This window comes from Paraplanobispora siamensis, assembly GCF_016863175.1.
Classification (GTDB): Bacteria; Actinomycetota; Actinomycetes; order Streptosporangiales; family Streptosporangiaceae; genus Planobispora; species Planobispora siamensis.
This window is the reverse complement of the sequence record NZ_BOOJ01000055.1, coordinates 75,063-92,457: the sequence shown is the minus strand read 5'-3', so window position 1 is coordinate 92,457 and position 17,395 is coordinate 75,063. Positions and strand designations below refer to the sequence as shown.

Below are 17,395 nucleotides of genomic sequence, written 5' to 3'. Positions count from 1 at the left end.
ACAGCGCCGTATTAATGGATAGGTGCTGTCCCGGGAGGACCCGGGACGCCTCGCGGCCGGGGCGGGGGCGGTCTCGGCGGAGGGCGGGGTCACTGGCGGGAGACGGATCGGCACACCCGGTCACCCCCGGAGGGGGACGGCGCGCCCGGTCACCCGCCCGGGGTGATACGCGGGAGGACCCTGCGAGGGGACCCTCGGCACAGGGAGAGACCGGATCGTCGATCCCGCGGCGCACCATCCGGGAGTTTCGATGAGGCCGGCGACCACGGGGACAGCACCAGGGAAGACCGCGTGACCACCTCGCGGCCGGCGGCGTCGGCGCGGATGCGCGCGCTGGGGACGGCCGGCTGGCAGTTCACCGGGCTGGTGGCGGCCTGCGCGATCGTCCTGTTCCTGCTGTTCGTGCTGCGGTCGCTGCTCATGCCGCTCCTCGTGGCCGCAGCCCTCGCCGTCGTCTTCCTCCCCCTCGTGGACCGGATCGCGTCCCGGCGGATCCCGCGCTCGATCGTGGCGGTCCTGTGCTGCCTGGCCTTCATCGGGGTGGTCGTGCTGTGCGCCGTGATCCTGGCCGTCAGCCTGTACGGCCAGGCCGGCGAGATCGGCACCGTACTCGACAGGGCCGTCGACCACCTGCGGGAGGTCGCCGCCGGCCTGGGGCTCAGCCAGGAGCAGGTGACCTCCGTCAAGCAGGACGTCGTCAAAGCGGCGCCCGCTGTGGTGACCGGCCTGGTCTCCGGCCTGGCCGACGGCGCGGCCGCCGTGATGCAGGTCGTCCTCGGTGTCGTCCTCGGGCTCTACATCATGTTCTTCCTGCTCAAGGATGCCGAGATCATGGAGTCCGCGGTGGTGCGGACGCTCCCGCTGCCGTCCGCCCTCGGTCACGAGGCGGCGGGCCGGGCGGCCGTGCTCGTCCGCCGCTATCTCCTGGGCGTCACCCTGATCGCCCTGGTGAACACCGTGCTGGTGGCCGCCGGCGCGCTGATCCTGCGGCTCCCGGTCATCGGGGCGATCGCCCTGGCGACCTTCATGGGGGCCTACATCCCCTATCTCGGCGCGTTCATCTCCGGCGCCTTCGCCGTGCTCATCGCGCTCGGCTCAGGAGGCCCCGGCACCGCGCTGTGGATGCTGCTCGTGGTGATCCTGGCGAACGGCAGCCTGCAGAACATGATCGCGCCGTTCGTGTTCGGCTCCGCCCTGGAGATCCACCCGCTGATCGTCCTGCTCGTCACCGTCGCGGCGGGCATCGTCGCGGGACTGGCCGGGGTGATCCTGGCCGTGCCGGTGACGGCCATGGCGATTGACCTGGTCCGCCTGCTTCGGAGGGACCGGGAGGCCGCGGCGGGCCCCGGTGCGGAGCGGGAGGCCGCACCGGAGCCCGGCGCGGGCGACGGGGTGGGGACCGCGGCGCCTCAGACGTAGCGGTTCCTCAGACGTGGCGGTTCCTCAGGCGTGGCGGTTCCTCAGGCGTGGCGGTTCCTCAGACGTAGCGGTTCCTCAGACGTAGCGGCCGACGCAGTCGGCGAACCGCCGTTCCCGCACCGAGCAGTCGTAGGTGAAGTGCTCGCGCCCGCCGTGGCCGGTGGCGAAGTCGTACTCGGCGACCACCCGGCCGCCGGCGCCCGGCGCGACCGACAGGAGGGTGTAGCGCCCCCGCGCCTCGATCACCTCGGGGACCAGGAAGCGGTCCATGATCTGCTCTCTGCCCTCGTAGATGCGGCCCACGCTGTCGAAGCTGGCCTCCGGGGCGAAGACGGCGGCCACCCGCCCGGCGTCGCCCGCGTTGATCGCCTCGACGAAGCGGTCCACCAGGGCGCGGTGCTCGGCGGGCACGGTGTCCCGTACGGGGACGGAGGGCGTCGCGTCCCGCGCCGGGGCGGCGGACGCCGCCGGTCCGGACGCCGTGGGCCCGGCCTCGGTCCCGGCGGAGCAGGCGGTGGTCAGAGCGGCCAGAACCGCCGCCAGGCAGAGGGTCCGGATGAGGTTCTCGGTCATGTACGGAGCATCGCCGCGCCCGTCCGGCGACGTCCAAGACCTGTGCCCATAACCACCGGCTATGGCGGGCACCGGTCATGGAAGGGCTCCGGTCATGGAAGGGCTCCGGTCATGGAAGGGCTCCGGTCATGGGAGGGCGCCGGCCGCGGGAAGGGCGTCCAGGAAGGCCCGCACCTGGGGGCGGCGGTCGTCGCGCCGCCAGGCGATGGCCAGCTCGGCCGGGGCCAGCCCGCGCACCGGCCGGTACACCACACCCGGTCGCGTGTAGAGGGAGGCGTTGCCCTCGGCGATCAGCGCCACACCGAGGCCGCTGGTGATCGCCTCGAAGGTCTCGTCCGCGGTGCTCGTCGTGGCCCCGACCACCGGATCGTCGTCCCTGGCCTCCCGCGCCAGCCAGAAGTCCCGCAGCGGCCCGGCCTCCGCCGGCAACGCGATGAACGGCTCGTCCCGCAGCTCGCCGAAGGACAGCTCCCGCCTGCCCGCCAGCGGGTGGGACTCGGGCAGGGCGACGAGCCTGCGCTCGACGGACAGCACGCGGGCCCGCAGGCCGGGCGCCGCGGGCAGCCAGACGAAGGCCACGTCGGAGGTGCCGTCGGCCAGTCCCCCGCTCGGGTCGGTCCAGCCGACCAGCCTCAGGGAGATCTCCCATCCCGGCATGGCCGCCCGGAACCTCCGCAGCGCGTCCTGCTGGATCCCCCTGCCGACGGCGGTCTGCATGCCGACGACCAGGGTGCCGCTGGGCGCGGCCGCCCGCGCGGCCTCGATCCCGGCGCCCCACCGCTCCAGCAGCTCGCGGGCGGCGGGCAGCAGCGCCCGCCCCTGCTCGGTGAGCACCATCCCGCCGTGCACCCGGGTGAAGAGCGGGAAGCCGAGCTGCCGCTCCAGCGCGCCGAGCTGCTTGGACAGCGCGGGCTGCGACACGAACAGCCGCCGGGCGGCGCGCGTGACGTTGAGCTCCTCGGCCACGGCGACGAAGTAGCGCAGCTCGCGCAGGTGCACGTCCATAACCATTGGTTATCGCAAGGGGTCTTGGACGGCAAGGCCGTACGGGTCACATGATCGAGGGCATGAGGACACGCGAACTCGGAAACCTGAAGGTCCCGGCGATCGGATTCGGCGCCATGGTGCTCTCGCCGGGCATGTACGGCGACATCGACGACGACCGGGCCGAACGGGCGATCGGCGCGGCGCTCGACGCGGGCGCCGTCCACGTGGACACCAGCGACGCCTACGGCGCGGACGGGCACAACGAGCGCCTGGTCGGCCGGGCCGTCAGGGGGCGGCGGGAGGAGGTGGTCGTCGCGACGAAGTTCGGCCTGGCCGTACCGGAGGGGGAGAGCGCCAGGTCCTTCCCCGTCGGGTACTCCTTCGGCGAGCTGCGGGTGAACGGCGAGGCGCGGCTGGTGCGCCGCTACGCGGAGCGGAGCCTGGCCAACCTGGGGATCGACGTGATCGACCTGTACTACGCGCACTATCCGGACCCCGGCGTGCCGATCGAGGAGACCGTCGGGGCGATGGCCGCGCTGGTGGACGACGGCCTGGTCAGGCACCTCGGGCTGTCCAACGTGACCGCGGAGCAGCTGCGCCGGGCGCACGCGGTGCACCCGATCACGGCGGTGCAGAACGAGTGGTCGATGTGGCGGCCGATCGACGCCGGGCTGCTCGCCGCCGCCCGCGAGCTGGGTGTGGGCGTCGTCGCCTGGAGCCCGCTGGGCAACGGGTTCCTCACCGGGTCCGTGCGGTCCCTGGGCGAGGGCGACTTCCGGCACAACGCGCCGCGCTTCTCCGCCGGGAACCTCGCGGCCAACAACGACCGCTACGCCCCGATCCGCGACCTGGCGGTCGACCTGGGGATCACTCCCGCCCAGCTCGCCCTGGCCTGGCTGCTCCACCAGGACGAGCACGTCGTGGCGATCCCCGGCAGCCGTACCCCCGACCACATCCGGGAGAACGCGGCGGCGGCCGGCTTCGCCCTGCACGGCGACACCCTCGCCCGGATCGACCAGGCCCTCGCCGGGTTCGAGGTCTCCGGGGGGACGTTGTTGTGAGGGATGCCGTTGTGAGGGACACGGAGAGGGAAGGAAGGGGGCGACGGCGGGCGCTGACACGGCGGCCGTGAGAGCAGTGCCATGAGAATGGGGAGACCGCTGTGCCGCAGTGGCTGCAGGCGGGACTGTGGGGCCTCGTCGCCGGTGGGGCCCTGGTCCTCGGAGCCGGGATCGCCTGGCTGGTGCGTGTGCCGGCCCGCGTGGTCGCCGGGGTGATGGCCTTCGGCGCCGGCGTGCTGATCTCGGCGCTGGCGTTCGACCTGGTCGACGAGGCCGAACGCACCGGAGGGCTGGGCCCCACATCGATCGGCTTCCTGGCCGGGGCCGGGGCGTACATCACGGCCAATCTCGTGCTCGCCCGTCACGGCGCCCGGCACCGCAAGCGCTCCGGCGGCCAGCAGGCGAGCGAGAGCGGCGTCGAGGGCAGCGGCCTGGCCATCGCCGTCGGCGCCCTGCTCGACGGGGTGCCCGAGTCGGTGGTCCTGGGCCTGTCGCTGCTGAGCGGGGAGGGCGTCGGCGTCGCGGTCCTGGTCGCCGTCTTCATCTCCAACGTCCCGGAGGGGCTCTCCAGCGCCGCGGGCATGAAACGGGCCGGGCGCGGGGCCCGGTACGTCTTCGGCGTCTGGGGCGGGATCGCGCTGGCGAGCGCGCTGGCGGCCGTCATCGGCTACGTCGCCCTCCAAGACGCCTCGCCGGCCACCATCGCGGTCATCACCGCCGTGGCCGCCGGCGCCATCCTCACCATGATCGCCGACACGATGATCCCCGAGGCGTTCGAGCGCACCCATATCTTCACCGGGCTCATCACCTCCGTCGGGTTCCTGCTGGCCTTCGCCGTCGACCGTCTCAGCGGGTAGCCGGCCGCTCAGCCCGGAGCGTTGAAGATCGCGACGGGGTCGCCGGTGAACCAGACGTTCTCGATGCGCAGGCGGCGGATGACCCAGCGGTCGCCGTCGCGGACGAGGCCGACGTCGTAGAGGTTCTTCAGCAGGGCGTGCGTGCCGTGGTCGGCGGTCAGCAGGTGCTGCGCCTCGACCAGCGCGGTGAGGCGGGCGGTGTCGCCCTCGATCACGACGCGCGGGTTGGTGACCTGGTGGGTGGTGGCGACCCGGCCGGCGAACAACTCCAGGATGGTGGAGACGATCGTCTCCCGACCCGTCATCACCGGCGGTTCGGATCCCCACCTGGCGGCGGCCGGACGGAAGTCCAGCTCGGCGTCGGCGGCGAAGGCCGAGGCGAACAGGCGCCGGTCCCCGAGGTCCTGGCCGAGCCCGAAGCGGTACAGCGCGTCGACGATCTCCGTACGGTCCCTGAGCTCCCGGGCGACGGCCTCTGCGTCGATCCTGTGCATGATGGCTCCCGCGCGTGTCGGATGGTTTCTGCGAGCCCCTCCACCCTCGTCCCGGCCGCACCCGTGATCAACGGGCGTCTGTGCAAGGATCGTGAAGCCTCGCTCAACGATGGAGGTGGCATGTTCGACAGGCACGAGCTGGAGGCGTTCCTGACGCTGGCCGAGGAACTGCACTTCGGCCGGACCGCCGAGCGGCTGCATGTCTCCACCTCCCGGATCAGCCAGACGATCGCCAAGCTGGAGCGGCGCGTCGGCGTCCCGCTGTTCGACCGCACCAGCCGCCGGGTGGAGCTGTCGGCGGTGGGGCGGCAGCTGTACGAGGAGGTACGGCCCGCCTGGACCCGGATCGGCGTCGCGTTCGAGCGGGCCGTCGACGCCGGCCGGGGGATCACCGGCACGCTGGAGGCCGCCTTCACCGGCGCGGCGGCGGGCCAGTTGCTGGTCGGCGCGGGCGAGCTGATGCGGGACCGGTGGCCGGGCTGCGCGGTCAGGCTCCGGGAGGCGCAGCTCGGTCAGGTCGTGCCGTGGCTGCGGGACGGCGAGGCGGACCTCGTCCTGACCCACGTCCCGATGCCCGAACCCGGCATTATCAGCGGGCCGGTGCTGGTGCGGGAGGCGCGCATGCTGGCCGTGCCGCCGGGGCACCCCTTCGCCCGCCGGTCGTCGGTCTCGCTCGACGACCTGGCGGGCGTCACGATGCTCCAGCTGCCGGACACGCTGCCCGAAGCCTTCCGCGCCGCGTACACCCCGCCGCGGACCCCGTCGGGACGGCCGGTCGCGGCCGGTCCCGCGGGCGCGACCTTCCAGGAGATCCTCACCCTCGTCGGCGCCGGACAGGGCGTCTTCCCGATGGGTGCCCAGGCCAGGCGCTACTACGCCCGCCCCGATGTCGTCTACGTCCCCTTCGAGGACGCCCCGCCCCTGGAGTGGGGGCTGCTGTGGCGGGCGGACGCGGCCACCGCCCGGGTCCGGGCCTTCGCCCAGGCCGCCTACGACCTGGTCCACGAGCACCGCTGAGGCCGTGCGGTCCGGAGGGTCTCGGGCATGGAATGAAAACCATTGCCACCGTGTTGTGCGGTCTGCCGACTCGAGAGGAATCCGATGGCGAGAAACGAACTCCGGCCCGTGATCAAGCTCAGGTCGAGCGCGGGCACCGGCTACTCCTATGTGACGAGGAAGAACCGGCGCACCACTCCGGACCGGCTCACCCTCAGCAAGTACGACCCGATCATCCGCCTGCACGTGCCGTTCCGAGAGGAGCGATGACCCCATGAAGAAGGGCATCCACCCCGACTACCGTCCCGTGGTGTTCCGCGACCCGAGCGCGGGCACCGCCTTCCTCACCCGCTCGACGATCGGCAGCGCCAAGACGGTCGAGTGGGGGGACGGAGCCGTCTATCCGGTGGTCGACGTCGACGTCTCCTCGGCGAGCCACCCCTTCTACACCGGCCGCAACAGGGTGCTCGACAGCGCCGGCCGCGTCGAGCGCTTCAAGCAGCGGTACGGCCGGGCGGGCCGGTAGGCCCCGGCGCCGGTGCGCGCGGCCGGTCGTCGGGCCGGTGAGCCACCGGCCGGTCGTCAGGCCGCCGACCAGCCGCCGTCCACAGGCACGATGGCGCCGTTGACGAAGGAGGCGGCGTCGGAGGCGAGGAAGAGGGCGGCCTCGGCCATCTGCTCGGGCTGGGCCAGGCGCTCGCCGAGGGCGAGCACCGGACCCAGCCGGGCGGCGCCGGCCGGGTCGAAGGCGGTGCCGTCGGCGATGTTGGTCATGGTCGGGCCGGGCAGGATGGCGTTGCAGCGGATGCCGTCCTTGGCGTACGCCCAGGCCACGCTCTTGGTCAGGCCGACCACGCCGTGCTTGGAAGCGGTGTAGGCGGCCCCGGCCGCGCCGCCGCGGATGCCGGCCTCGGAGGCGGTGTTGACGATCGCGCCGCCGCCCTGGCTGAGCATGTGCGGCAGCACCGCGTGGGTGACCAGGAAGGTGCCGGTCAGGTTGACGCGCAGCACCCGCTCCCACTGCTCGACGGTGATGTCGGCGGGCAGCGCCATGGTGTCCATGATCCCGGCGTTGTTGCACAGCACGTCGACGCGGCCGCAGGCCTCGATCGCGGTCTCCGCCAGCGCGGCCACCGACGCCTCGTCGGAGACGTCCGCGGCGGCGGCGACGGCCGCGTCCCCGATCTCGGCGGCGGTGCGCCCGGCGCTGCCGGCGTCGATGTCGCAGACCACGACGCGGGCGCCGGCCTTGGCGAAGGCCAGGGCCATCGCCCGGCCGATGCCCGAGCCCGCGCCGGTGACGAGGCAGACCTTGGTGTCGAAGGAGGTCACGAAGTGATCCTTTCGGTCGGGGCGCTGCCGCCCGCCGGGCAACCGGACGATAACGTCCGGTTGTTAACATAGCCGCTGTGACTGCCGTGCGTCGACCCAACAGAGGACCGCGTGCCGCGGCGGAGAACCGGGCGGCACTGATCACGGCGGCCCGTGAGGCCTTCGCCACGGCCGGATACAACGCCCCGCTCACCGAGGTCGCGCGGGCGGCCGGGGTGGGGCAGGGCAGCCTCTACCGGCACTTCCCCGACCGGGTCAGCCTGGCGCTGGCGGTGTTCGAGGACAGCGTCGCCGACCTGGAGGCGCTGGCGGCCAGGCCCGGCACCACGCTCGACGACGTGCTGAACCTGATCACCGAGCAGACCGTCGCCTCGACCGCGTTCATCACCATGGTCAGCGTGCCCCCGCGCCCCGACCCCCGCATCGTCGAGGTGCGCGACCGGGTGGCGCGGGTGCTGGAGAGCGTGCTCCCCGAGGCCCGGCGCACCGGCCGCGTCCGCCCGGACATCACGGCCGACGACCTGGTCCTGGCCGTCGGCATGGTGGCCGTCCTGCTGTCCAACCTTCCGGCGTCCGAGCGCACCGAGACCACCGGGCGGATGTGGAGGCTGCTCCGCCACGGGATCGAGGCCTGATCCCGCTCTCCCGGTCCTGACGGGAGGCCGGCCGGGGTCATCCCGCGGCCGGATCCCGTCCCGCGCCGTCGTCTTCGCTCACCGGGCCGCGGCGTGCCGCGCGGCGCGATAGCCGAAGTCGTAGACGGTACGGCCGCGGCCGAAGTCCTCGTCGACGCCGGTGCGGGCGAAGCCGTTGAACCGCTCCACGGTGGCCGCCAGCCGCCCCGGCTCGACGCCGATCTCCTCCGCCAGCCCGTGCGGGGAGGGGGCCTCGGCGAGCAGGCCCGCGCGCACCCACTCCTTCTTGCGGCCGAGGTGGGCGGTGTTGAGATAGCGCCGCGCGTGCCTGGCGTCGCTGATCAGCCACATCGGGCCGGCGACGTCGCTCGATGGCCGTGCCCAGGTCGCCCTCGGGAGCGGAGGAGCGGCCCGGGATGCCGCTCTCCTCGGCGCGCTTGGTGGCGTACCAGTCGCCGAGCCGCCTGGCGTCGAACGGCGCGACCTCGATCGGGCGGCCCACCTTGCCGCCCGGGCGGTCCGGGTAGTAGTCGGGATAGCCGGGGGACCTCGCCACCGGACGCCGCGGCGGCCGAGGAAGGCCACGACCTCGGGGACGGTGTGGACGAAGGCCCTCCTGTGCTCGGGCGAGGAGGCCGGTCCGACGTCGCCGATGACCTCGTCCATGTACCGCAGGGCCTCCTCGGCGGAGTCCCGGACGCCGGCGCGGGGCTGCCCTCCCCTCAACCGGACGCAACCGTCCGGTTGTGTCGTGGTCTGTGCGATGACCGCTCACGGGGTCAACAGCAGCCCCGTCACCCACTCCCGTGCGGGGCGGCCGGCAGGCCGTCGGCGGGAGGGAGCGTGGCGACGAGCGCCGCGATCTCCCCGGGCGACAGGGCCGCGCCGAACTCGGCGCGCAGCCTGTCGGCGAACTCGTCGTCGGTCAGCGTTCGCTGCACCACCGGGTGGCCGGGCCGCTCGACGCTGAACTCGCGGCCGAGGAGCCGCCGTACCGACGTGTCGTCCTTGCGCACGACGATGGGCCGCTGGACGAACGGCGAGTGCGGGTTCGTCGCGGTGTTGTAGTTGGCGACCTCGACGTCCACGAGGTACTGGGGCTCCTCGGTGAAGGTCTGGATCGCGGCCCAGCGCTGGCCGTCGTGCTCCCGCAGCCGCCAGGCCCCGTCCCGGCCCCGGACCAGTTCGTACTGCCAGGCCCCCTGCCGTCGCGGGCCGGCGGCGGCCAGGGGGAGCGGAGCCAGGAGGCCCGAGCCGAACCCGACGTCGGCGAGCCATCGCCGCTCACCGGCGCCGACGAGCAGCACCATGTGCGAGCGCGGCCGCGGCTGCTCCGCCGGGTCGCCGGTGCGGGCCAGGATCCGGTCCACCCAGAAGCCGATCCGCGACAGGACGGCGCCGAACAGGACCCCGTGCTCGTAGCAGTAGCCGCCCCGGCCGCGGGCGACCAGCTTGGCCTGGACGTCGTCGAGGTCGACCGAGACGCCCCGGCCCAGCATGACGTCCAGGTTCTCGAACGGGATGGCGGCCAGGTGCGCCCGGTGCAGCGCGGTCAGGGTCTCCTCGTCGGGCGCGAGCGGGCCCGTATGGCCGACGCGCCGCAGGTAGGCGTCGAGGTCGAGCCGGTCGGTGCGCCATTCGCCGGTGTCGGGCCGGGCCTGGTCCGCGGGATCGGTCAGAAGATCGTTCGGCATGCCGGATGTCCTTTCCTGAGGGTGTGGACCTTTCTGAGGGGTTCTGAAGGATGTGGCGGGCGGGGGACGGTCATCGGGGTGCGGGTCCCGTGCTGGAGCGCACGACGAGCTCGGCGGGCAGCACCACCCGCCGTGCGGTGAACCCGGGATCGAGGAGCATGCGGCCCATCAGCCTGCCCCTGTCCCGGATCGGCTGGCGGATCGTGGTGAGTCCGGCGGGCTCGGCCGCCGGCACGTCGTCGAACCCGGTGACCGAGACGTCGCGCCCCGGTTCGAGCCCGCGCAGCCGTACCGCGTCGAGCACACCGGCGGCCAGCACGTCGCTGTCGGCGGCGACGGCCGAGGGGACGTCGGGGCCGCCGAGGGCCGAGGCCGCGGCGACCCGTCCGGACTCCTGGGCGTTGCGGCCGGCGCTGACCACCCGCACCCGGGCGTGCGGGCCCAGCCCCTCCCGGACCCCGGCCAGCCGCAGCCGGGAGTACGGATACAGCGCGGCTTCGTCCACGACGGGCACCGCCACGCCCGGCGGCTCCGGGTAGGCCACCACCATGGCGACGTCCCGGTGGCCCAGGGCGGCCAGGTGCCGGCCGATCTCCCGGCCCGCCTCCCGGTCGTCGATGACCACGCACCGCCCGGAGGCGGTCTCCGACGACCGTACGAGCGGGATCTTCCTGGCCGCCAGCGCCAGCACGGCCGGGTGGTCGTCGGGGAGGCCGTCCGCGACGGCGCCGTCGATGACGGCCCGGTGCACCGCGTCCAGCGAGTGCCGTACCTCGTCCTCGCCGAGGCCGGTCGTGGTCAGGTCGAATGGGATCAGCACGAGACCGGTCCGGGTCCGCTCGGTGACCTCGGTCAGGCCGCTGAGCATGGCCAGCACGTACGGGTCGGAGAAGGCGTAGGACAGGCCGACGGTGAAGATGACGCCGATGGCGCCGGCCCGGCGCGTCCGCAGCGAGCGCGCCGCCGCGTCCGGCCCCGGGTATCCCAGCTCGCGGGCGACGGCGAGGATGTGCTCCCGCACCCGGGTGGACAGGCGGTCCGGCCGGTTGAAGGCGTAGGACACCGCGGCCGTGGAGACGCCCGCCGCCGCGGCCACCGACTTGAGGGTCGGCTGCTCGCTCATGGTGATCCCTCGTGTTAATCGATTAACACGAGTGTAGCCAACGCCCGGAGATCGCGTCCAATGCCGGCTCGGCGTTCGGGAGGATGCGCTTTCCGCGCCCGGTCACGGCGGACCGGGCGCGGGAGAACGCGACCAGGGGTCCCGGTCAGGCGCGCGGGCCTCCGGCCACGTAGATGACCTGGCCGGAGACGAACCCGGCGCCCTCGCTGACGAAGAACGACACGGTGTGCGCGATGTCCTCGGGACGGCCGGTCCGCTGCACCGGGATCTGGGCGGCGGCGGCGGCCTTGAAGTCCTCGAACGGCACGCCCAGGCGCTCGGCGGTGGCCGCGGTCATCTCGGTCTCGATGAAGCCGGGGGCGATGGCGTTGACGGTGACGCCGAACTTGCCCAGTTCCAGGGCGAGGGTCTTGGTGAAGCCCTGCAGGCCCGCCTTGGCGGCCGCGTAGTTGGCCTGGCCGCGGTTGCCCAGCGCCGAGGTGCTGGACAGGTTGACGATCCGGCCCCAGCGGGCCTCGGTCATGAACTTCTGGACGGCCCGGCTCATCAGGAACGCCCCGCGCAGGTGCACCCCCATGACCGCGTCCCAGTCGTCGGTGCTCATCTTGAACAGCAGGTTGTCGCGGATGATGCCGGCGTTGTTGACCAGCACGGTCGGCGCGCCGAGCTCGCCCGCCACGCGCGCCACCGCCTCGGCCACGGACTGCTCGTCGGAGACGTCCGCGCCGACGGCCAGGGCCCGCCCGCCCGCGGAGACGATCTCCTCGACGACCGGCGCGCAGGCGTCGGCGTTCAGGTCGAGGACGGCCACGGCGAAGCCGTCACCGGCCAGCCGCCTGGCGGTCGCGGCGCCGATGCCCCGCGCCGCGCCGGTGACGACGGCGGTACGGGATTCCTGCTGGGTCATGGAACCTCCTGGTGTGCCGGGGAAGCTGGTGTGCCGGGGAAACTGGTGTGCCGGGGGAACGAGGCAACGATCGCACGGAGGAGGACCGTCCGCTCCACCGAGTCCGGCGCCGGGGGGCTCAAGACGGCCGGGACCGGCTCACCGGCCGGTCAGGGCCTCGTGCCAGCGCGCCGTGTCGGTGTACTGGTGCAGCCAGGAGATCCGGCCGTCGGTGACCCGCCACAGGTGGACGAACTCGGCTTCGTAGGCGCGCCCGCTGGCCCGCGCCGTACCGCGGTACTTTCCGGTGACGACGGTCGTCCCGTCCGTGGTCTCGTGCCGGCTCTCGGCGTACGGTGCCGTGTCGTACTCGGCGAAGATCGCGCCCCAGACGCGGGTGAGCGTCTCGCGCGGCCCGTGGAACACGCCACCGGCCCCGCACGGCAGGCCGGGCGCGGTGTGCGCCTCGAACTCCGGATGGAGCAGGGCCAGGATCCCGGCACCGTCCCCCTGCTGGGCGGCGGTGTAGAAACTGTCGATGACGTCCGGCATGCCGGCCTCCAAAGCGAGCCAGATTCGGGGATTGGGATTCTAACGAGCCCGATCCCCGCACCCGGCGGCGTGGTCATTCCCCGCTCGGCGGCCCCTCCTCCAGGAGGCCGTTCCGGCGGAGGTCCTCGAGGAACTCCCTGTGCTCCGGCGGGGAGTCCGGGCCGAGGGTGGCGAGATCGATGACCTGCTCCCTGTCGGTGATCAGGGCGTCCGGCGGGTCGGACTCCTCCGCCGGCGTGGCGGCGGGCCGGCTCACCTCCTCCGCGCCGTCGCGGCCGGTCAGGTGCACGGCGACCGCGAAGACCGAGGCGACGACCAGGGCGACGACCGAGGTGACGATCAGGGCGACGACCGAGGTGACGACCGGAACGAGCGCCGACCGGCGGCGCCACGCCCGTCCCGGCGCGAACCGCCGAGGTTCTTTGCCGATCACCTGCCGCCTCCGATGCTCACCGGCAAGTCTGGCATCTCACCGGTCCCGGCGGTGGCACCGTGATGATCCGGGCGCGGTGCCGTACCGTACCGTCATCCGACGTCCGGGAGGTTGAGTGATGACCCGTACGTCTGCCGTACGGCGGTTGCCCGTGGTGCTGGCCGTGCTGGTGCTCGTCGCCCTGGTGGTCTCGGGGCTGCGGCCGTACGACAGGTTCACCTGGGTGCTGGAGGTCTTCTGGGTGATCGCCGGGCTGCCGCTGGCGGCGGTGTTCTGGCGGCGTTTCCCGCTGACCTCGCTGACGTGCTGCCTGCTGGCCGTGCACGCGCTGGTGCTGATCGTCGGCGGGCACTACACCTACGCCCGGGTCCCGATGGGTCACTGGCTGCAGGACGTGCTGGAGCTGTCGCGCAATCCCTATGACCGCATCGGCCATCTGTTCCAGGGCTTCGTGCCCGCCATCCTGATGCGCGAGGTGCTGGTGCGGACCTCGCCGCTGCGCGGCAGCGCCTGGCTGGCGCCGCTGACGGTCTGCGTGTGCCTGGCCTTCAGCGCGTTCTTCGAGATGCTGGAGTGGTGGTCGGCGCTGGCCGTGGGGGAGGCCGCCGACGCCTTTCTGGCGGTGCAGGGCGACCAGTGGGACACCCAGTGGGACATGGCCTGCGCCCTCATCGGCGCGATCGCTTCCCTGCTGCTGTTCGGCCGTCTGCACGACCGGCAGCTCGCCCGCCTCGGGACCCCCGCTCCGAGTGGCTCAGCCTGATCGGGATCAGGCGGTCGGGAACGGACCCTGGTACTCGGTGTAGTCGGAGACGCCGTCGCCGTTGAGGTCGACGCGGATCTCGTCGGCGTAGCCGTCGCCGTTGTGGTCGAGGTAGACCACGTCGGTGACGCCGTCGCCGTCGGTGTCGTAGCGCTCCTCGTCGGCCACGTAGTCGCCGTCGGTGTCGATCAGCTGGGCGTCGGTGCCGCCGTCGCCGTCGTAGTCGACGTAGTCGGTGGTGGTGACGTAGAACTCGCTCATTGTCGTTTCCGTTCTGTTCGGGTGGGTTCGTCAGATAAGAGGGGCGATCAGGGCGGATGGTTACACCGACTTCCAAGATTTTTTATGGCCCGCTCCGGTGCCGTCGCGCCGATGTGGGCGATCCATGATCCGCGACCCGGGTGAAAACTCCGATAATTGATCACATGACCGACATACGGCGGCTCATCCCGCGTACGGACGCGGTCCTGGCGGATCCGGATTTCACCGCGCCGCTCACGAAGTTCGGGCGTGCGCGGGTGAAGGCGGCCGTCAACGAGGCGCAGCGGCTGGCCCGCGAGGGCGTGATCACCCCCGATGACGTGCCGGCGGCGGCCCTGGCCGCGCTGGCCGGGACGGGGCCGCGCAGGGTCGTCAACGCCACCGGGGTCCTGCTGCACACGAACCTGGGCCGGGCTCCGCTGCCCGCCGCGGCGGTCGAGGCGCTGGCGGTCGCCGCGGGCACCACCGACGTCGAGCTCGACCTGGCCACCGGCCGCCGGGGACGGCGCGGCCGTACGGCGCTGGCGGCGCTGGCGGCCGCGGTGCCCGGGGCCGGGGCCGTCCACCTGGTCAACAACAACGCCGCGGCGCTGGTCCTGGCCGCCACCGCGTTCGCCGGAGGTAAGGAGATCGTCATCAGCCGGGGGGAGATGGTCGAGATAGGCGACGGTTTCCGCCTGCCCGACCTGCTGGTCTCCACCGGGGCGCGACTGCGCGAGGTGGGCACGACCAACCGCACGAGCGTGGACGACTACGCGGCGGCCATCGGCCCGGAGACCGGGTTCGTGCTGAAGGTGCACCCCTCCAACTACCGGATCGAGGGCTTCGCGGGCACGCCCGGCATCGCGGAGCTCGCCGGGGTCTGCCGGGAGGCGGGACTGCCGCTGGTGGCCGACGCCGGGTCCGGCCTGCTGCGCCCCGAACCCCTGCTGCCGGACGAACCCGACGCGGCGACCTGGCTGAAGGAGGGCGCCGACCTGGTGACCGCGAGCGGGGACAAGCTCCTCGGCGGCCCGCAGTGCGGCCTGCTGCTGGGTCGGGCGGACCTGGTGGAGCGGCTGCGCCGCCACCCGCTGGCCCGGGCGCTGCGGGTGGACAAGCTCACCCTCGCCGCGCTGGAGGCCACGCTCACCGCTCTCACGGCCGGAGGCCATCCCGTCGCCGACGCGCTGCACGCCGACCCCGTACGGCTGCGGCGGCGGGCGCGGGCGCTGGCGGCCCGGCTCACGGACGCGGGGATCCCCGCGTCCGCCGTGGACAGCGAGGCCAGGGTCGGCGGCGGGAGCGCGCCCGGGGTCACGCTGGCCAGTGCGGCCGTCGCACTCGACGAGGCGCTGGCCGGGCCGCTGCGCGAGGGCGACCCGGCCGTGCTCGGCCGGGTCGAGCACGGCCGGTGCCTGCTGGACCTGAGAACCGTGGCGGAGACGGGCGACGACGAGCTGTTCGCCGTGGTGGTCGCCGCATGCAGGTGATCGCCACCGCGGGACACGTGGACCACGGCAAGTCCACGCTGCTGCGGGCGCTGACCGGGATGGAGCCCGACCGGTGGGAGGAGGAGCGCCGCAGGGGGCTGACCATCGACCTCGGGTTCGTCTGGACCGGTGACACGGCCTTCGTGGACGTGCCGGGCCACGAGCGGTTCGTCACCAACATGCTCGCCGGGGTGGGCCCGGTCCCGGCGGTGATGCTCGTCGTCGCGGCCGACGAGGGCTGGCGCGTGCAGACGCAGGAGCACCTGGACATCGTCGACGCCCTCGGCATCCGCCACGGTCTGCTCGTCGTCACCCGCTGCGACCTGGCAGGCCCGGACCGCGCGCTGGCCGAGGCGCGGGAGAGGCTGGCCGGCACCGGCCTGGAGGGCGTGCCCGCGCCGGCGGTCAGCGCGCTCAGCGGTGAGGGGCTGCCGCGGCTGCGCGCTGTGCTGACTGAGCTGGCCGGGGCGATGCCGGAGCCCGACCCCGCGGCCGGCACGCGGATCTGGGCCGACAGGGTGTTCACCGCCGAGGGCAGGGGGACGGTGGCCACCGCGACCCTGGGCGAGGGGACCGTCCGGGTCGGCGACACCCTCCTGGCCGACGGCGAGCCGGTCCGGGTCCGGGGGCTGCACAGCCTGGGGACCCCGCGTGAGGAGGTCTCGGGCCCGGCGAGGGTCGCGGTCAACCTCCGCGGCGCGGCCGCCTCCGGGATCCGGCGCGGGACGGTGCTGGTCACGCCCGACCGCTGGCTGCCGTCCGCGGTGGTGGACGTGCGGTTGCGTCCTCCCGGCGGGACCTGGCGGCAGGCGGCCCGGCACGGTGGTTCCGCGCCGCCGCGGCCTCCCGCCCGGGAGGCGGTCTGGCACCAGGGAGCGGCCGCCGTACCGGCCCGGGTCAGGCGTCTGGGCGACGACACCGCCAGGATCACCCTGGCGCGGGAGCTGCCCCTGCGCATCGGCGACCGCGCGCTGCTGCGCGACCCCGGCAGCCGCCGGGTGTGGGGCGCCACCGTGCTCGACGTCCGCCCGCCCGAACTGCGGCGGCGGGGTGCGGCCGCGGCCCGGGCGCAGGAGCTGCGGAGCATGGACGGGGTGCCGGACGGGACGGCGGAACTGCGGCGGCGCGGTCTGGTACGGCGCGCGGAGCTCGTCGCGATGGGTGCCGATCCGCCGGAGTCCGCACTGGCGGCGGGGGAGTGGCTGGCCGACCCCGGACGCTGGGACGCCCTGCGTGACCGGCTCGTACGGGTCGTGACGGCACGGGCCGCGGAGCATCCGCACGATCCCGGGCTGCCGGCGGAGGCCGTCCGGCAGGCGCTGGAGCTGCCGGACCGTTCCCTGGTGGACGCGCTGGCCGCCGGGACGGGGCTGTCCCGGGTGCGGGGGCGGCTGAGCGCGGCGGCCCCCGAACTGCCCCCGAGGCTCGCCCGCGCTTTGGAGACGCTCACCGCGGAGCTGGAACGGGAGCCTTTCGCGGCGCCCACGGCCGAGCGCCTGGCCGGGCTCGGGCTGCGGCCCGGGGATCTGGCGGCGGCCGAGACGGCCGGCCGGCTGGTGCGGATCGCGCCCGGCGTCGTCCTGGCCCCCGGCTGCGCCGACCGGGCGGTGGAGATCCTCGCGGCGCTGCCGCAGCCGTTCACCGCGGCGCAGGCCAGGCAGGCGCTGAACTCCACCCGCCGGGTGACGATCCCGCTGCTGGAACATCTGGACCGGCTGGGCCGTACTCGCAGGACCACCGACTCCCTGCGGGAGGTGACCCGCGGAGCCGGACGGGAGTGATCCACCGGGCCTGAACGGCCGGTGATCCGCCGGGTGTGAACGCGTCCGGGTTTCCGGCCGGGATCCCCGCGGCACT

General features: G+C 73.7%; 21 protein-coding genes. 10 read left to right on the top strand and 11 right to left on the bottom strand.

Annotation, left to right across the window (positions count from 1 at the left end; genetic code table 11):
* The first annotated feature begins 291 nt into the window (after positions 1-291).
* Positions 292-1,419: an AI-2E family transporter gene (locus tag Psi01_RS31705; protein ID WP_204067804.1), complete on the top strand. Its 1,128-nt coding sequence runs from the start codon at positions 292-294 to the stop codon at positions 1,417-1,419.
* A gap of 75 nt (positions 1,420-1,494) precedes the next feature.
* On the opposite strand, the gene Psi01_RS31700 is transcribed toward Psi01_RS31705, so the two are convergent.
* Both Psi01_RS31700 and Psi01_RS31695 read right to left on the bottom strand, forming a co-directional pair.
* Positions 1,495-1,992 carry a YybH family protein gene (locus Psi01_RS31700; protein ID WP_204067803.1) on the bottom strand — a complete coding sequence of 166 codons (498 nt, stop codon included), beginning with the start codon at positions 1,990-1,992 and terminating at the stop codon, positions 1,495-1,497.
* 126 nt (positions 1,993-2,118) lie between these two features.
* A complete protein-coding gene (locus Psi01_RS31695) occupies positions 2,119-2,997 on the bottom strand; it encodes a LysR family transcriptional regulator (protein WP_275424619.1) in 879 nt (292 codons plus the stop codon).
* A gap of 62 nt (positions 2,998-3,059) precedes the next feature.
* Between Psi01_RS31695 and Psi01_RS31690 the strand changes: the two genes are divergently transcribed.
* Both Psi01_RS31690 and Psi01_RS31685 read left to right on the top strand, forming a co-directional pair.
* The gene (locus Psi01_RS31690; RefSeq protein ID WP_204067801.1) at positions 3,060-4,040 is read left to right on the top strand and encodes an aldo/keto reductase; all 981 of its coding nucleotides are present in this window, start codon (positions 3,060-3,062) and stop codon (positions 4,038-4,040) included.
* Between the two features lie 101 nt (positions 4,041-4,141).
* On the top strand, positions 4,142-4,897 hold the full coding sequence (locus tag Psi01_RS31685) for a ZIP family metal transporter (RefSeq protein WP_204067800.1): 756 nt from the start codon (positions 4,142-4,144) through the stop codon (positions 4,895-4,897).
* A gap of 8 nt (positions 4,898-4,905) precedes the next feature.
* Here Psi01_RS31685 and Psi01_RS31680 read toward each other — a convergent pair whose 3' ends face one another.
* Positions 4,906-5,391 carry a nuclear transport factor 2 family protein gene (locus tag Psi01_RS31680; RefSeq protein ID WP_204067799.1) on the bottom strand — a complete coding sequence of 162 codons (486 nt, stop codon included), beginning with the start codon at positions 5,389-5,391 and terminating at the stop codon, positions 4,906-4,908.
* Positions 5,392-5,511: 120 nt separating this feature from the next.
* Between Psi01_RS31680 and Psi01_RS31675 the strand changes: the two genes are divergently transcribed.
* From Psi01_RS31675 to Psi01_RS31665, 3 genes are all read left to right on the top strand, one after another.
* Complete coding sequence (locus tag Psi01_RS31675) at positions 5,512-6,408, top strand: LysR family transcriptional regulator (RefSeq protein WP_204067798.1); 897 nt, start codon at positions 5,512-5,514, stop codon at positions 6,406-6,408.
* 84 nt (positions 6,409-6,492) lie between these two features.
* The gene (gene rpmG, locus Psi01_RS31670) at positions 6,493-6,657 is read left to right on the top strand and encodes a 50S ribosomal protein L33 (RefSeq protein ID WP_204067797.1); all 165 of its coding nucleotides are present in this window, start codon (positions 6,493-6,495) and stop codon (positions 6,655-6,657) included.
* Positions 6,658-6,661: 4 nt separating this feature from the next.
* On the top strand, positions 6,662-6,913 hold the full coding sequence (locus Psi01_RS31665) for a type B 50S ribosomal protein L31 (RefSeq protein ID WP_204067796.1): 252 nt from the start codon (positions 6,662-6,664) through the stop codon (positions 6,911-6,913).
* A gap of 56 nt (positions 6,914-6,969) precedes the next feature.
* On the opposite strand, the gene Psi01_RS31660 is transcribed toward Psi01_RS31665, so the two are convergent.
* Positions 6,970-7,719 carry an SDR family NAD(P)-dependent oxidoreductase gene (locus tag Psi01_RS31660; protein ID WP_204067795.1) on the bottom strand — a complete coding sequence of 250 codons (750 nt, stop codon included), beginning with the start codon at positions 7,717-7,719 and terminating at the stop codon, positions 6,970-6,972.
* A 77-nt stretch (positions 7,720-7,796) separates the two neighbouring features.
* Here Psi01_RS31660 and Psi01_RS31655 point away from each other — a divergent pair, with 77 nt between their 5' ends.
* Entirely contained in the window at positions 7,797-8,354 is a 558-nt protein-coding gene (locus Psi01_RS31655; RefSeq protein WP_204067794.1) for a TetR/AcrR family transcriptional regulator, read from the top strand.
* Between the two features lie 78 nt (positions 8,355-8,432).
* Here Psi01_RS31655 and Psi01_RS31650 read toward each other — a convergent pair whose 3' ends face one another.
* The 6 genes from Psi01_RS31650 to Psi01_RS31625 all read right to left on the bottom strand — a co-directional run bounded on the left by Psi01_RS31650 (position 8,433) and on the right by Psi01_RS31625 (position 13,042).
* Entirely contained in the window at positions 8,433-8,705 is a 273-nt protein-coding gene (locus tag Psi01_RS31650) for a hypothetical protein (protein ID WP_204067793.1), read from the bottom strand.
* Positions 8,706-9,148: 443 nt separating this feature from the next.
* A complete protein-coding gene (locus Psi01_RS31645; RefSeq protein WP_204067792.1) occupies positions 9,149-10,048 on the bottom strand; it encodes an arylamine N-acetyltransferase family protein in 900 nt (299 codons plus the stop codon).
* A gap of 70 nt (positions 10,049-10,118) precedes the next feature.
* Positions 10,119-11,171, bottom strand: a complete 1,053-nt coding sequence (locus tag Psi01_RS31640) for a LacI family DNA-binding transcriptional regulator (RefSeq protein ID WP_204067791.1) — start codon at positions 11,169-11,171, stop codon at positions 10,119-10,121.
* A gap of 145 nt (positions 11,172-11,316) precedes the next feature.
* Positions 11,317-12,078: a 3-oxoacyl-ACP reductase FabG gene (gene fabG / locus Psi01_RS31635; RefSeq protein ID WP_204067790.1), complete on the bottom strand. Its 762-nt coding sequence runs from the start codon at positions 12,076-12,078 to the stop codon at positions 11,317-11,319.
* A gap of 138 nt (positions 12,079-12,216) precedes the next feature.
* Positions 12,217-12,609 carry a nuclear transport factor 2 family protein gene (locus Psi01_RS31630; RefSeq protein WP_204067789.1) on the bottom strand — a complete coding sequence of 131 codons (393 nt, stop codon included), beginning with the start codon at positions 12,607-12,609 and terminating at the stop codon, positions 12,217-12,219.
* Between the two features lie 73 nt (positions 12,610-12,682).
* Positions 12,683-13,042, bottom strand: coding sequence for a hypothetical protein (locus Psi01_RS31625; protein ID WP_204067788.1), 360 nt, complete (start codon positions 13,040-13,042; stop codon positions 12,683-12,685).
* Positions 13,043-13,160: 118 nt separating this feature from the next.
* Here Psi01_RS31625 and Psi01_RS31620 point away from each other — a divergent pair, with 118 nt between their 5' ends.
* Positions 13,161-13,805, top strand: a complete 645-nt coding sequence (locus Psi01_RS31620) for a DUF2238 domain-containing protein (RefSeq protein WP_204067787.1) — start codon at positions 13,161-13,163, stop codon at positions 13,803-13,805.
* A gap of 6 nt (positions 13,806-13,811) precedes the next feature.
* Here the strand turns inward: Psi01_RS31620 and Psi01_RS31615 are convergent, their stop codons facing one another.
* On the bottom strand, positions 13,812-14,066 hold the full coding sequence (locus Psi01_RS31615) for a hypothetical protein (RefSeq protein ID WP_204067786.1): 255 nt from the start codon (positions 14,064-14,066) through the stop codon (positions 13,812-13,814).
* A gap of 164 nt (positions 14,067-14,230) precedes the next feature.
* On the opposite strand from Psi01_RS31615, the gene selA reads away from it, so the two are divergent.
* Positions 14,231-15,538, top strand: coding sequence for an L-seryl-tRNA(Sec) selenium transferase (selA, locus tag Psi01_RS31610; protein ID WP_204067785.1), 1,308 nt, complete (start codon positions 14,231-14,233; stop codon positions 15,536-15,538).
* Positions 15,529-17,319 carry a selenocysteine-specific translation elongation factor gene (locus tag Psi01_RS31605; RefSeq protein ID WP_204067784.1) on the top strand — a complete coding sequence of 597 codons (1,791 nt, stop codon included), beginning with the start codon at positions 15,529-15,531 and terminating at the stop codon, positions 17,317-17,319. The genes selA and Psi01_RS31605 overlap by 10 nt, the downstream gene beginning before the upstream one ends.
* The last annotated feature ends 76 nt before the right edge of the window (positions 17,320-17,395 follow it).